Origin of the sequence: Streptosporangium sp. NPDC002524 (genome assembly GCF_040295985.1) — a bacterium.
In the GTDB taxonomy this organism is placed as follows: Bacteria; Actinomycetota; Actinomycetes; order Streptosporangiales; family Streptosporangiaceae; genus Streptosporangium.
Genome location: NZ_JBEOWK010000005.1, coordinates 1 through 14,574, shown reverse-complemented (window position 1 = coordinate 14,574; position 14,574 = coordinate 1). Strand labels below are relative to the sequence as shown.

At 66.1% G+C, this 14,574-nt stretch carries 11 protein-coding genes; 9 read left to right on the top strand and 2 right to left on the bottom strand.

Annotated features, from left to right (window positions below):
- Nucleotides 1–908: 908 nt before the first annotated feature.
- Nucleotides 909–2,633 carry a hypothetical protein gene (locus ABT053_RS09315; RefSeq protein WP_350968419.1) on the bottom strand — a complete coding sequence of 575 codons (1,725 nt, stop codon included), beginning with the start codon at nucleotides 2,631–2,633 and terminating at the stop codon, nucleotides 909–911.
- A 289-nt stretch (nucleotides 2,634–2,922) separates the two neighbouring features.
- On the opposite strand from ABT053_RS09315, the gene ABT053_RS09310 reads away from it, so the two are divergent.
- Entirely contained in the window at nucleotides 2,923–4,818 is a 1,896-nt protein-coding gene (locus tag ABT053_RS09310) for a hypothetical protein (protein WP_350968418.1), read from the top strand.
- 4 nt (nucleotides 4,819–4,822) lie between these two features.
- Here the strand turns inward: ABT053_RS09310 and ABT053_RS09305 are convergent, their stop codons facing one another.
- Entirely contained in the window at nucleotides 4,823–5,086 is a 264-nt protein-coding gene (locus tag ABT053_RS09305) for a hypothetical protein (protein WP_350968417.1), read from the bottom strand.
- Between the two features lie 931 nt (nucleotides 5,087–6,017).
- On the opposite strand from ABT053_RS09305, the gene ABT053_RS09300 reads away from it, so the two are divergent.
- From ABT053_RS09300 to ABT053_RS09265, 8 genes are all read left to right on the top strand, one after another.
- Nucleotides 6,018–7,136, top strand: a complete 1,119-nt coding sequence (locus ABT053_RS09300) for a sensor histidine kinase (RefSeq protein WP_350968416.1) — start codon at nucleotides 6,018–6,020, stop codon at nucleotides 7,134–7,136.
- 8 nt (nucleotides 7,137–7,144) lie between these two features.
- A complete protein-coding gene (locus tag ABT053_RS09295) occupies nucleotides 7,145–7,786 on the top strand; it encodes a response regulator transcription factor (protein WP_350968415.1) in 642 nt (213 codons plus the stop codon).
- Nucleotides 7,787–7,936: 150 nt separating this feature from the next.
- Complete coding sequence (locus ABT053_RS09290) at nucleotides 7,937–10,075, top strand: GMC oxidoreductase (protein ID WP_350968414.1); 2,139 nt, start codon at nucleotides 7,937–7,939, stop codon at nucleotides 10,073–10,075.
- A 189-nt stretch (nucleotides 10,076–10,264) separates the two neighbouring features.
- A complete protein-coding gene (locus ABT053_RS09285; protein WP_350968413.1) occupies nucleotides 10,265–11,476 on the top strand; it encodes an MFS transporter in 1,212 nt (403 codons plus the stop codon).
- Nucleotides 11,473–11,892 (top strand): Dabb family protein, encoded by a 420-nt coding sequence (locus ABT053_RS09280; RefSeq protein ID WP_350968412.1) that lies wholly within the window; start codon nucleotides 11,473–11,475, stop codon nucleotides 11,890–11,892. The genes ABT053_RS09285 and ABT053_RS09280 overlap by 4 nt, the downstream gene beginning before the upstream one ends.
- A gap of 63 nt (nucleotides 11,893–11,955) precedes the next feature.
- Nucleotides 11,956–12,999: a medium chain dehydrogenase/reductase family protein gene (locus tag ABT053_RS09275; protein ID WP_350968411.1), complete on the top strand. Its 1,044-nt coding sequence runs from the start codon at nucleotides 11,956–11,958 to the stop codon at nucleotides 12,997–12,999.
- Between the two features lie 36 nt (nucleotides 13,000–13,035).
- Entirely contained in the window at nucleotides 13,036–13,653 is a 618-nt protein-coding gene (locus ABT053_RS09270) for an ABC transporter permease (protein ID WP_350968410.1), read from the top strand.
- Nucleotides 13,654–13,869: 216 nt separating this feature from the next.
- Nucleotides 13,870–14,316, top strand: coding sequence for an SgcJ/EcaC family oxidoreductase (locus tag ABT053_RS09265; RefSeq protein WP_350968409.1), 447 nt, complete (start codon nucleotides 13,870–13,872; stop codon nucleotides 14,314–14,316).
- Nucleotides 14,317–14,574: the final 258 nt, after the last annotated feature.

Below are 14,574 nucleotides of genomic sequence, written 5' to 3'. Positions count from 1 at the left end.
AGCTGTAACTAGGGAGGATCTCCCGGGAGTTTTATCCGCAATCATCCCTAACGCTCAATCGGCAGACGATGACAATATAATTGGCATACCGGGTTTAAGATTTGAGATTCATGAGCGACATATGAGCCTCTACCGCCCTGGCGGCAACTCATATATATGTCTTCGCGGTGCTCGTGAGACGATCATGCGATCACAATGGCGCAAGGCATTGAGGATCGCGGAGGAACTTCTCCAAAGTTCTTACTACATTCATAGAGAGTCGCCGGATTTAGTGACGAAGCATGAAGCTGAGGCTATCGAGTTCTTTCGCGACGATCGTATAGGCAGTTCTCGCCTCTGTAGCGGAATTATGCGCAGAGTACATGTTTTCTGTCCGGAACTGAGAGGCGACAAGAAGCCTAGATGGATTGATGTATGGGACAATGGCGGAATGAGGCATGGAGTGCTTTTGCAGCTTGAGTGGATTAACGGCAGAACAGCGCCAGAAGTCTGCAGAGAGTTGCTGGACGAAAAATTTGGAATGTCTCTTAAGGTCTCACGCAATACATCTAATTGGACGACCAAGGACTGGATTACCTTAGAGCAGCGTGGAAAGCATACGAGAATGCGCGGGAATATATCGCTCCGCTACAATCGCGCACTGAACGACTGAAGTAAAGATGAAGTTTTCCCTTTACGTAGAGGTCTACTCCAGCTCCAGTCGCCGTTCTCCCTGACCCAATGAGAACGGCGGCACCCCTTTAAATTATTGCGGATGAGATTGAATTGGTGCGAGGCAGTTGGCCTCGATCTCGCTGATCGCAATAACCGGGCGACGTCTGTCCTAAGAGGGTCGAGACTTGGAACTTTCGAAATCCGCCGACGTGTAGACACGGCCGAACAAGTCCAGAACTCGAAATCCATCGAGATCATTCGCCGATAAACAGCCCGGCAGTGCGGATCAGGACTGTGAGTTGTTCTTTTGCGAGTGCTGTCGATTCCGGAGCGCTAAGTGTTCCGTCTGCATGAGGATGCAGTCCGAGTAAAGCGCCCTGGATCGGGGCAGACAATTGCCGCAACTCGTTGATGAGGCCGCGCAAATAATCTTCCGCAATGGTCAGGATATCCGTGCCCCACTGCTGGATTGCCTGCTCGCTGGTATCGACAGTCGCGTGGTCGTCATCGCCGGTAAGCACACCATCGTCGGCCAGGAGATCGAGTATGCCATCGAGATGGGGCTTGCCATCGGCCAATTGGAGCTGGCGGGTGATCGGATCGTAGGAGGCGGCCAAGCAGTGTGCGCCTCGGCGCAGCAGTGACTGCTCCATGCCGCCTTCCCACGTCGCTCGCTCCAACTCAACCCAGCCGTCGCCCGATAGCTCCGCCTCCAGGCAGTCCAAAACGAGTTCCGAGTAATCATCGACGCCGCGAGTGCCATACAACTGCTGGTAGGTCTCCCCGGCCCAGCCCTTGTCCTGGTCAGCCACACCGGTGACGTCGCCAATGGCGACGATCGACGCGAGCAGCGCGTCCGCTTCCGGGAACTCGGCCATGGGACAGCCGCCGCGGTGGCACCAGTGCTCCCCTGGACACGAGAGGATCGCTCGCCGCACCGTGTCGACTGTGTCCGTACCGTCGGCAGAGCGGCTCACGCACAGCAGGTAGCTGTGCAGTGGACCGGGGACGCCGATCAGACCCTCGGTGCCGTGCAAGGCCCCGCCATACACGTACACGATCAATCCGCTTCGGCCCTCCCCCGCCCAGCCGGCGATGGCCGCGCGGGCGGTAGCAAGCGTGCCCACATCCATGCTGGAGTCCCATGCGTCAAGCAGCCAACGGGCGCTATATCGCCAGTCGCCCGCGGACCCGAGAGCGATGGCCAGCGTCTCGATATCTTGATGCGTGTTGTCGGTGACGGACAGCCCGCCAAGGCTCGTCGAGGTGGCCAGCAGCTCGCTTGCTACTCCTGGATCCTGCGCTGCCGGCAGCGGCTGTGCCGGTTCGGTCGACCACCAGCGCACACCCTCAGGAATCAGCGCCTCGTTGGCCTGCGCGTCGATCGCAACAGTCGCAGCGGGCCCTTGCTCGCTGGTGACACCCAGGACCGTGTACAGAGCCGCTTCCCATTCCCCGATCCCGCCAGGCATCATGGCCAGCTCCGGCCGCTCCCAGTCAGCAGCGGGCAGAAGGACTGTCACCTTCCCGAGTTCGGCAAGGGCAGTGACCGTCAGAGGCCGTCCGGGAAGAGCCTCCGCGTCGGACGAGTTAGTTTGTGGTTCCCGAATGGGCTTGCCGTGTCGGTCCAGGCGTGGGACCCATGGTGGGCGCCGCTCCTGCCGCTGACGGATCCGGTCCGCCTGGCGCAGCAGTTCGTCCTTGGTCGGATATGAGCGAAGGAAGCCGTCGGCGGCCGGCCGCACCAGTGCGTCCAGATCATCTTTGCGAAGTTCCTCGGGGCGCTCGGGCACGTCAATGAACAGCTCTGGTTCGACCAGCTGAGCAAACCGTGCCTGTACCGCAGCGGTGAACTTCGCCGTGAAGTCACCCTTGGTCGACTCAAACGCCTTCCTGGCGGGCTCCAGGTCAACGCCGTCCCCAACCAGGCCTTCCATCATTGACAGCAGCACGCTGTTCTGGCTGTATGCGCTGAGCATGACCACGACCATAACGGTAAACACGGACACGGGCAGGGAAGTTCGCGCCACTGCACCACTAGTTGCCGCCTCAAGGCACTTGCTGTCCCCGGGCAGCATCGAGCCTTGAGCTGCACGGGTAAATTTGGCACTCGCAACCTCATTCGAGGGGTTGGATGGTATAAGCGATAGGCACTGAATGAGCCACATGACGGGCTGAATTCTCTGCATCCTGGAAGTTTTCGACAGACAGGGAGGCGCCATGCCACACCTCGGAAAGATCACGATATCCAGCGGGGATCCAGCTCCGATGGATGTAGATCATTTGATGGATGCGGTCGCAGCGGCCATCCAGGCAGGATGGGATTCACCGCAGGTCATATCTGAGAATGAGCCAGACGACGAACATGAGGAAGGCGGATCGATCCAGGATTACCGCATCCTGGGGTATCCGGGCGGGGCGATCATCTACGTCTTGCTGGCGGGAGCCGAACTCGAGCAAGCCGCGCTCGCGATTGCCGCGTTCGGCCGTCACCTGGCCACATGGAGCCCTGAACTGCTCGCTTACTCCGTCGCCGAGATAAATGTTTCTCGATACGACGAGCCCTATGACGCTGACAACTGGCTGCCTCCATTCGATGACGACGAGCAGCAACCTCGGCCGCACTGGCCACCGGAGGCGCTTCTGGACAAGGACCTTCTGGCGATGAACGCCCGCTACCTCCTTGCCGGTGCAGTTCGGTCACTGTGGGAGCCCGGCCGACGGGTGGGCAGTCCGGCGGTCGATCCGTATGACATTGCCGCAGGTGCCGCTGAGCATCCATGGGGAGGTGCTTTCGTTCAAGCTCTGGGGGCGCTGCTAATCCGTGCTGCCCGGCTTGACGCGCGGTTGGGTGCTTCCACCAAACTGACCGCCCAGGGGGCGGGGGACCTCGCACTCGCTGCCGACCTGTTGCGCAGAGCTCGCAGAACGGCTCGTGAGAACTCAACGGAAGCTTGGACCGACGACGATATGCGTGGTCACCTGCTTATCGAGGGGTTCATGGAAAAGCATGAACTCGACTGGAACCAAGTCCGCGAGGGCGAGACATCCAGGCAGGTTGACAAGCGCAGTGCCGGCCAGCTGAGGCAGCTGTTGTGGGCAGGGCTGAGAACGCTGGCGACACTCGCCTTCCCTCTTGCTCACGTAAGCAATGCTTGGGAACTGCTGAATGATCTGGGCGACGACGATGTTGTGGCACTTTTGGCCGAGCTGGAGACCGAACGAATTGGCGCGGTCATCGACCATGATCAAGAGCAGCTGGAAAGCGCGGCTGCTGCTCACGCCGCAGTTTGGCTTGCGATCAGCAGACCCGGACTGTTGAACACCGAACAGGGCCGGTGGCTCATCAACATCGTTGTGAGTGACATCGGCACCTTTCATCAGCTCGTGTATTCGGCGCTGGTGATGGCGGGGGCGGGGCCGGTCCGGGCAGCTGTTGACGGCGTTGACATGCCGGCGGCTACACATGCTGCCATGAGAGAATTCGTGCGTGCGCAGGCGCTGACCGACCCGGATGACGGGAGCTCGTACTCTTTTGATGAGGACGGCGATGCGTATGATGATATGCACCACGCACTTGAAGCGGCTCTCGACGGTGACGGTGATCTCTATGAGTCGGTGCGTGGGATCTTGAATGTTGTCGGTCAGGCAGCCGAGCTGACGTCGACCAAAGTGAACGCGCATCTAGGAAAAGACGGTTATATCTGCACGTCACGTGAACTGGCCAGGGGATTGCTCGAAAGGGCCGGAGAACATGCGTCTATCATTATCAGCGAGGAAGAGCCAGACGATGACGGGAGCGTCCGGCTCAAGGCTTTGTCGATCATTGCCCAGATCACTCCGGACGGGACAGGCGAAATGGCAACAGATTTTCCAGACCTCGTCAGCGACGATCCCCGCAATGAGCCCGCATCTCGGTCGCGGGCACGCCAGTGGATCATAGACGCGCTGGGGGTGGTGCGTAATCATGGCGGCAGTGATCGACAGATTCAGGTTAATGGCAGCCCAGACGCCAGGATAGTGATCAACGCCGTCATGGCGAATCAGGAAATGCCTGAGTGGCCAACTCAACGAATGGTCGCCGCATCAGCCGAAGCGGCAGCAAGCCTGCTGCAATCCGCCGCTCTCTCCAGTTTGGCGGCCAAGATCTTCATGCAGACATGACATCTCATGGCCGCCGATTGCGTCGAGCGGCAGACAAGGTGAAGACCGGCGCGTACACGCCGCGGGCCTCTGCCTCTTCCGCACCGATCTCCTCCCACCACCGCCACGGCGGTCCGGAGGGTTCCGGGTCCACCGCGTAGGTTCCAGCCTTCATGAGCACGGGAAGTAGTTCGTGGCCGTGCTGCTGATGGGCGTGGGCGGGGAGCGTGACCTGCGACATGGGTATGGTCAGCGAGGCGTCACAATCCGCACACGTGAACACGATCATGCGCCCTCCCATGTCACGGTGCTTGGATCATCTTGGCGCGGAGCCGGTCTTGGGGGAATCGCTCGGCGCTGATTCGGCGAAAGGCCACGCCGCACCTCACAAGGGATGAGGAATGCTGTACAGCAGTCGATACAGCAACACCGCCTTACAGGATCACCCTCCACCGACCCGCAACCACTACTTGAGCAGGGCGAGATACCCCTGACGAGGCATCTGCCTTTCCCTACGGATCAGAAGGTTGGGGTTTCGAGTACCTCCGGCCGCACAGCAGGTCAAAGGCCCTTCGGGATGATCCCGGAGGGCCTTTTTCGTGCCCGTACAGCAGCGTTGTGCAGCAACGCGGGCTCACACGAGCGATCTCCCACGAACAGCACGCGTCGAGGTCGGGGTGTCGCGGTCGGAGTGAGAGCGACGAACATCGAGGGCCAGCACCTAACCTCGGCTCTCTGAAGCCGACGACCTTGCTCAGGCGCCGCCGAGGTCACCCTCCAAGGCCGACCGCCAAGGCCGACCGCGCCTACCTGCGCCGACGGCGGATCACGGCGGTCATCCCGGGGAAGACAGATCGGCAGGCCAATCGGAAGAGGAAAGGCTCGGCCGGTGGGCGGCCCGTCGGCTTCGATCCGCGGCGATACCGGCTGCGCAACATCGTCGAACGCCGCTTCCGGAAGATCAAGACCTAGCCCGGGTAGGCCACCCGCCACGACAAAACCGCCGAAAGCCATGAGGCTGGACTCCGCCTGCGAGGCTCCACCTGCGAGGCCCCGCCTGCGAGGCGTGATCATGTGGTTGAAGCTCCTCACCTCAACCATCTGATCCGAACTCGGCACAGCTTCCAGTCGGAAGATCGCCTCCCGCTCTTTCTCCGGTAGGAGGTGACGCGGCACTGCGGTCGGAGTCGCCGGCGGCGGTGTTGACCTATATTTCTGACATGCCCTCGCTGCTGCGCGACCGCGACAAGTTCTTGATCGGAGCGGCTGTCCTCGGCACCGGCTTGGGGGTGCTGAACCTGTACTACTCGTCGGAGTGGGGCTGGATCCTGGCGGTTCTGATGCTTCCGGCGCTGATCGTGCGGGTGGTCTGGCGGTCGATGCCGGGGTGGCTTCTCCTGTCGTGGGTCATGTTCCCGACGCTCGTCGGCGACGCGGCGGTCGTCACCCGCAGTGCCTATCTCGTGGTCACCACCGCTCTGGCTGTGGTCGCGGCCAGCCGCACGCGGCGGCTCGACACGGTCATGATGGTTTTCTGTCTGTTGTCGCCGTTCCTGATCTGGGCACTTGAGACCAATGACTGGCACCGGGGGCTGGGCGCGTGGCTCTGGTTCGGCGGCCTGCTGATCGGATGGGCCTTCGGTCATGTCGTCGGCCGGCAGTTCGCGCTGATCGACGAGTTGGAACGTACTCCCATCAGGCTGACCGAGGCCGAACTGGCCGAGGACCGGCAGCGCATCGCCCGGGACCTGCACGATCTGGTGGGGCACAGTTTCAGCGTCGTGCTGCTGCACCTTTCGGGGGTGCGGATGCTGCTCGCCTCCTCGCCCACGGCGATAGGGGAGGCCGCGGACGCTCTGCGGCAGGCCGAGGATCTGGGGCGTAAGGGTATGGACGAGCTGCGCCAGGCGTTGATGCTCATGCACGGGGGCTCCCACTCGCTCACGCCGATCGGCCCCGGGCAGCTCGAACACCTTCTGGACACATACCGCGACGCCGGGATGCACATTCGCATCGATGTCGCCGGTGACATCGAACGCGTGTCGGCGGCGCCACTGATCGTGCTGCACGACGTGCTCCGCGAGGCCCTCACCAACGTCGCCAAACACGCCCGATCCGCTGAGGCGACCATCCAGATCGTCGTCGGCCACGACGGGGTGGAGGTGCGGATCGAGAGCGCGCTGGGTCCGCGTCGCCGACGTGTCGGCGGGGGCATGGGACTGGCCGGCCTCGATCACCGGGTGGCGGCCATCGGCGGGACCTTCCGGGCCCGGGCGGACCACGAACGCTGGGTGGTCGAGGCGCATCTGCCCCGCCGTCTCGCCGGGGCATCCGCATGATCCGGGTGATGCTGGTCGACGACCAGCCGATGGTACGAGCGGGGCTCGGACTGATCCTGCGAAGCCAGCCGGACATCGAGGTGGTGGGCGAATGCGGCGACGGCGGCGAAGTCGTGCCCGGCCTCTCCCGCCATGCCCCCGACGTCATCTGCATGGACGTGCGAATGCCCGGCGTCGACGGCGTCGAGGCAACCCGGCGGGTACGGGCCACCGGCGGACCGCCCGTCTGCATCCTCACCACCTTCGACGACCAGGACGTCCTCTGGTCCGCGGTCGACGCCGGCGCCGCGGGTTTCGAGCTGAAGTCGTCCACACCCGAGAACCTCATCGAAGCGGTGCGCACCGTCGCCTCCGGCGGCACCTGGATCGACGGCACCCTGCTGGGCCCGATCCTCGCCTCCTACCGGCAGTTCGCACGGCCCGCGGCTCGGCTCGACAACCGGGTCAGCGCGCTGTCCGACCGCGAACTCGACGTCCTCCGGCTCATGGCCCGAGGGGCGTCCAACCGGGAGATCGCCGACCACCTGAACCTCGCCGAAACCACGATCAAGTCGCACATAGGCACGATCTTCACCAAACTCGGCGCCCGCGACCGCGCCGCGGCCATCGTCTTCGCCTACGACACGGGACTCGTCCGCCCACGTAGATGAGCGGACATCCGCTACCGGGGGAGGGTGCGGACGAGATCTTCCGACCAGGGTGGGATCGGCTCCGGCACCTGAGGGCGGCGACTTCCGCGTCCGCGATCCGCACAATCGATCGACAGGTTCACGGACGCTTTCGATTGAGGGGCAACGGCCTTGACCGATCCATACGAGGCCGATGTCATCGTCGTCGGCAGCGGGTTCGGCGGCGCGGTGGCCGCCGCCCGCCTCGCGCAGGCCGGGTTCTCGGTCATCGTCGTCGAACGTGGCCGGCGGTGGCGACCGGGTGACTTCCCCCGCCGGCCGCGTCTGGAGGACGGCTGGTTGTGGGAGGTCGGGCAAGGGCTCTACGACATCCGCTGGCTCGGGCGCATGGGCAGTGTCCACGGCGCGGGCTGGGGAGGCGGCTCGCTGGTGTACGCGAACGTGTTCGCCCGGCCGTACGAGGGGGCGCTGGACGAGAGCTGGCCGGCCCATCTGCGACGCGAGGCGCTGGACCCGTACTACGACCTGGCGGCGTACATGATGGGTGTCGCGCCGGTGGGCGACGATCCGCGCACCGGTCAGCCTCCGGCCCGCACGAAACTCGTCGAACGACTCATCCAGGAAATGACCATGTCCGAAGCCACCGTGCGCCCCAACCTGGCGGTGACGTTCGGCGATCCGGAGACATGGCGGCCGAACGCGCACGGCGTGCCACGGCGTGGTTGCGCCTTCGTCGGGGAATGCGTCATCGGCTGCAACCACGGCGCGAAGAACACGCTGGACAACACCTACCTCGCCGTAGCGGAGCGCTGCGGCGCCCGTGCCGTGACCGACGCGGAGGTGCGGCGTGTCGAAACGCGCGACGGCGGCTACGCGGTGATCGCCTCGACCCCGTCCGATCCCGGCGCCGCCCAACGTGAGTGGTTCGTCCGCCGGGTCGTGCTGGCGGCCGGGGCGGTCGCGACCACCGAGCTTCTGCTGCGGTGCAGGGACGTGCACCGCACCCTGCCCGGTCTCTCCCGTCAGCTCGGACACGGGTTCTCCGGCAACGGGGACTTCCTCACCCTGGCCGAACTCCGGGACAACCACGACGACATGACGACCGGGCCCACCATCACGACCAACACCGTGCTGGACGTGCCCGAGGGGCGGCGGTCGGTCTGGTTCCAGGTGCAGGACGGCGCCTTTCCGCCGCCGTTGCACACCCTGTTCGACACCGTCCTGCCGGCTCGCGCGGCACGCGCGTGGTGGCGGCGGAAGGTCAGGCGCACGACCCCGCGGCACATCTTCACCGTTCTCGCGATGGGCAGGGACTCCGGCAACGGGACACTGCGGCTGGATCGGTCGGGCAGGGCCGGCCTGTCGTGGCGCAACCGCTGGCAAGGCCACCTCTACCGGTCTCAGACGCGGGTGGGCCCGCTGCTCGCGCGGCTCCTCCACGCGCGCCTCTACCTCCCCGTCACCTGGTCCCTGCTGCGCCGCACCATCACGGTGCACGCCCTCGGCGGTGTCCGTCCCGGCCGTGACATCACCACCGGCGTCGTCGACGAGGCCGGTGAGGTGCACGGCTACCCGGGCCTGTTCGTCATGGACGGTTCGGTGCTCCCCGCGGCGACCGGGGTCAACCCCTCCGCCACGATCCTGGCGGCGGCGGAACGTTCGGTCGAGACAGTGATCCGCCGTTCGGGGCGTCCCGGATGGCGTGCCCCTGAGTGGCATTCGGTTTCGCGCGCCGAAGTCCCGGAGGACGCGGCGTTCGCGTTCATGTCCGAGCGCCATGCCTCGACCAAGGGCGATGGCATCGTCTTCGCGGAACGCATGAGCACCCGCGGGAACGAGCATCCGAGGGTGGTCATGACCTTGAGAGCGGAGATTCCCGGCCTGGACCGGTTCCTCGCCGATCCGGCGCGTCCGGTGTCGATGCGGGGCGTCATCGAGGTCGAGGGCCTCACCTCGCGGGCGGACGTCACCGGAACGCTCTCGCTGTTCCCCCGAGGCCGTCAGGAGGCGATGTCGTACACGTTGCGCTTCCACGACGCGGATGGGCTTCCGTGGCAGGTGCGGGGAGTGAAGACCGTGCGCTCCCGCGCGCCGATGGCGCTGCTCGCCGGATTGACCAACCTCCACACGGAGATCGTCCCGGACGACACGGCATCCGGCGAAGGCCGACGTTGCGTCCTGTCCATCGGTTCCCGCGACCTGGTACGGCTGGGAGCCTCCCTCACCGGAACCGGGTTCACCCGGGCACGCCGCCTGCGTGTGCTGCTCCGTTTCGCCTCCTTTTTCGCGGCCTCCGCGATACGGCGGTAGCAGCGGGCAGTCCTGTTCCTACCGGGGTGCCATCCGGGTCGGCACCGGCGTCCGAAGACATCGAATCCGGGCCGGTCATAGCGTATTTACCGGCCGAGCGGTGAGCATCGGCGGTTCGTTCAACGTTCGCATCGCCCGATGATTTTCGAGAGGTCGCCCGTGCCCCCCGAGCCACAGACCACCCGCCGAGTGAGTCCGCACGAGGACGGTGGCACGACGGCGGCGCCGGAGCGCCGGGGACCCGGCCGCGTCGCGCGCGGAACCGTTCTCGCCGCGGCGACGCTGACGATCATGGCGCCCGCCATCATCGCCCCCAGCCTCCCGGCGATGGAGCGGGTCTTCGCCGACCAGCCCGGGGTTTCCCTGCTGGTCCGGCTCGCGATGACGATCACTTCGCTGACCGTCGCGTTCAGCGCCCCGCTGTCCGGGCTGGCCGCAGACCGCGTCGGCCGCCGGCCGCTGCTCCTGGCCGGTCTCGTGCTCTACGCGGTCAGCGGCACCGCCGGATACCTCCTGACCGATCTGTGGTCGCTGCTCTTGAGCAGGGCGCTGCTCGGCATCGCCGTCGGCGGTGTCATGACCGCCGTCAACGCCATCATCACCGACTGGTTCGACGGCCCCGAACGGGCGTCGTTCCTGGGACTGCAGCAGGTGTTCGCGAGTCTCAGCGGGGTGCTGTTCCTGCCCCTGGCCGGCGTGCTCGCCACGATCGGCTGGCGGGTGCCGTTCTGGCTCCACAGCCTGGCCGCGGTGGTCGCACTGGTCGCCGTTTTCGCCGTGCGGGAGGGGCCGCCGGCCGCTTCCGCGCCGGTCAAGGGCGGCGGCCGTACGGCGGCCGGCAGCGTGCTCGGGATCTACGCCCTGGCCCTGGTCGCCACGACGGTCTTCTACATGGCGCCGACGCAGGTGCCGTTCCTGCTGGCGGGTCAGGGCATCGGCCCCGTACTCATCGGTGTCGTCGTCGCCGGCAGCACCCTGGCCGGCGCGCTGGGCGGCTTCGCCTTCCCGGCCCTGCGCCGGCGCCTGCGGTCCGCGGCCATCACCGTGGTCTGCGTCGCGCTACTCGGCGCGGGCTGGTCGCTCGCCGGTGGCACCGGCACGATTACCGGCATCGCGGCAGGCCTGTTCGTCGGGGGCCTCGGTGTCGGGTTGGCCATCCCCAACCTCACCCTGCGCCTGTCCGAACTCGCCCCACCGGCATGGCGAGGCCGGATCTTCAGCGGACTCGTCGCCGCGATCTTCCTCGGCCAGTTCCTCTCACCGCTGGTCGTTCAGCCCGTCGTCCAGGCGTTCGGCGTCGGTGACTCGTTCACCTGGGCCGGAATCGCCATGCTCGCCTGCGCGGCCGCCGCCGGCGGCGCGCGGAAACGTAACCCCGACAAGGAAAGAGCAGTTTCATGATCTATCACGGCATTCGTTTCTCCCTCCGGCCCGGCGTCACGGCGGAGGAGGTGACGGCCGGCCTCCAGGCCATGCGCGACGCGTGCGACGCGATCCCGTCGATCACGTCGTTCGTCGTCGGCCGCGACTTCGGCGGGGAGTACGAGTACGGGGCCGTCTCCGTCATCGCGGACCTCGCCGGCTACGAGTCGATGATGAACCACCCGGCACACCTGGAGATCGACCGCGCCGGCCTGCCGCTGATCGACAAGTTCGTCTCGTTCGACGTCTCCGACGACTCCGATCCGGAGCTGGGCACGAAGATCGCCGACATCCACCGGCGCAGGTACGCCGACAATCCCGACGTGGCCGGCCTGGTCGCCGGCCTGGGCGAGTACAGCGGCAGTGCCGCGCCCGGCGCTCACGCGGACCGATGAACCACGGAGAACAGATCCGCACTTCCGACCCGAGTCAACGCGTGAATACCGAAGAGGTACCTGATGGCTGGACCTGTCACCACACATGTCACCGAGATCGTGCTGCCGGGCCCGGTCGAGTCCGACGGCCTGGAAGTCCGGATCCGTGAGCTCCCGCCTCCCGGTGAGGGACAGGTGGTCCTGCGGATGGAGGCGACCGGGGTGTCGTTCGCCGAGCAGCAGATGCGCCTGGGGAAGTACTACGACCAACCGAGATTCCCGTTCGTGCCCGGCTATGACGTGGTGGGAACGGTGGCGGCCACCGGCGCCGGGGTGGACCCGGCACTGCGGGACCGCCGGTTCGCCGCGGTGACCAAGGTCGGCGGGTGGGCCAGCCACCTGCACGTCGCGGCCGCCGACCTCGTTCCGGTGCCGGACGGAGTCGACGCGGCCGCCGCCGAAACCGTGGTCCTGAACGGTGTCACCGCGTGGCAGATGCTGCACCGGTCGGCATCCGTCCGCAGAGGCGGGACGATCGTGGTGCTGGGCGCGAACGGTGGCGTGGGCAACACGCTGGTGCAGCTGGCCCGCCACGCCGGGATCGGGGTGATCGGCACCGCCGCCCGGCGCCACCACGAAACGGTGCGCCAGATGGGGGCGACCCCGGTCGACTACCGCGACCCGGATATGTACCACCAGATCCGCGCGCTCGCCCCCGACGGTGTGGACGCGGTCTTCGACCACGTCGGCGGCACCGGTCTGGAGCAGTCCTGGCGGCTGCTCCGCAAGGGCGGAACCCTGGTCAACTACGGCACGGCGTCGGCGAAGGGCGAGGCGGGCAACGCGGCCCTGCCGTTCCTGAAACTCATCGCCCGCCTGTCCGCGTGGAACCACCTGCCCAACGGCAGAAGCGCGACGTTCTACAACTTCTGGTCCGGCAAGCGCCGCCCCGACACCTTCCGGGCCCGGCTGAGCGAGGACCTCGGCCAGGTGCTGCGCCTGGTCGCCGACGGCGCGCTGACACCGCGGATCGCCGCGCAGATCCCCCTCGGCCGGGCCGCCGACGCGCTCAAGCTCGCCGAGTCGCGCACCGTGCTCGGCAAGGTCGTCATCGTCGCGGACCCCTGACCTTCCGACATGCTCACCCCAAAGGACACAGCCACCGTGAATCCTCACTCGACACCGGCCCCGGCCCCGGCCCTCGCAGTCCCCGCAGGCGAGGTCGACAGCCGTGCCGCCTACCTCAGCTTCACACTGGCCTACGTGATCGGTCACGGCACCGCCGCGCTCTCCAAGGGCGCCGATCCGTTGGTCAGCCTGCCCGCGTGGCTGCCCATCGCCCTGTTCGTCGCAGGCCTGGTATCTGCCCTGGTGCTGGGCGTGCACGCAGGCATCCGCTCTCAGCAGGGCGCGAGTGAATCCCGCAAACAGGCCGAAAAGCTACTCGGGATCGCCTGGTGCACCGCATTCACCGCCCTGTTCCTGGCCATCACCGGCCTTACCAGAACGATCGACCAGCCCGGCCTGCAGGACATGCTCTGGGCCGCCGGCTCGGTGCTCATCGTCGGCCTCATGAACATCGCCGAGGGCACCGCACGCCACATCAACCTGCACTACGTCCTCGGCTCCTGGCTCGCACTTGTCGGGGCCGCCTCCCTTTTCACCACCGACATCCTGGGCGTCTACACCGTCCTCGCCGTCGCCGGTGGCGGCGGCTACGCCGTCGCCACCGTCCTCGAACACCGCCGCCTCGCCGCACTCAGCACGGCAGCCGCCCATTAGCCCGGCGAGGACCCCGCCACCGGACGGCAGCCGGACCGGTCGCACCCGCGGTGACGGAAACCCGCCGGACGCGACACCGCCTCAGCCGCACCCCAGCGTGCCCTCCGGCGCAGGGGTGGATCAGTCCGTCACCGTCCGCCTGGGCCCCACCGGCCGGCGCCGCCTCAACGGCCGGCTCGAACACCAAGAGAACCGACAGCGCAGAGAGGAAGTCAGATGCACCGACCGATCGAGGCGATCAGCGCCATCCCGGCGCGGATGAACGAAGCTTGGAACCGCGGCGACGCCACCGCGTTTTTTGCCGACTTCGCGGACGACGCCGAGTTCGCGGACTTCGAGGGAACCATCTACCGGGGACGCGAGCAGATGATCGCCACCCATCAGCCTGTTTTCGACACGGTGATGAAGGGGTCCCGGCTACTGCGCGGTGAAGTGCTGTTCGCCCGGACCGTCGGGTCGGGCTGCGGCGTCGTACACCACCGCGTCGGGATCGCGATGCCGGGCGAAAAGGAGCCGCCGCCGAGCCGCTACTCCATGCAGCTGTTCGTCGTGAGCCGGCAGAACGACCGCTGGGAGGTGGTCGCCCTGCAGAACTCGCGCCGGATCTCGCTCGAAGCCGTGATGGCCCTGGAGTCGGTCGATCTCCAGCGACCACCGGGATGAAACGATCCGGGTCTGACGGAGGCTCTGAGGTCCTGGTCTGCGCCGGAGGTGACGTGCGGTTCGGCACACCCACGCCAGGCTCGCGACTTGGTACCGCCTGGGACCTGTTTTGCGGAAGACTGCCGCAATGGCTATCGAGTACGCCCAGAGTGACCGGTTCCGCGGTGCCCGCATCCACCTGTGCGACCTCGCCGGTCTCGAGATCCGCGATTGCGAGGTCAGCGGTCTGAAGATCGTCGACTGCTATGGGGGCGACGT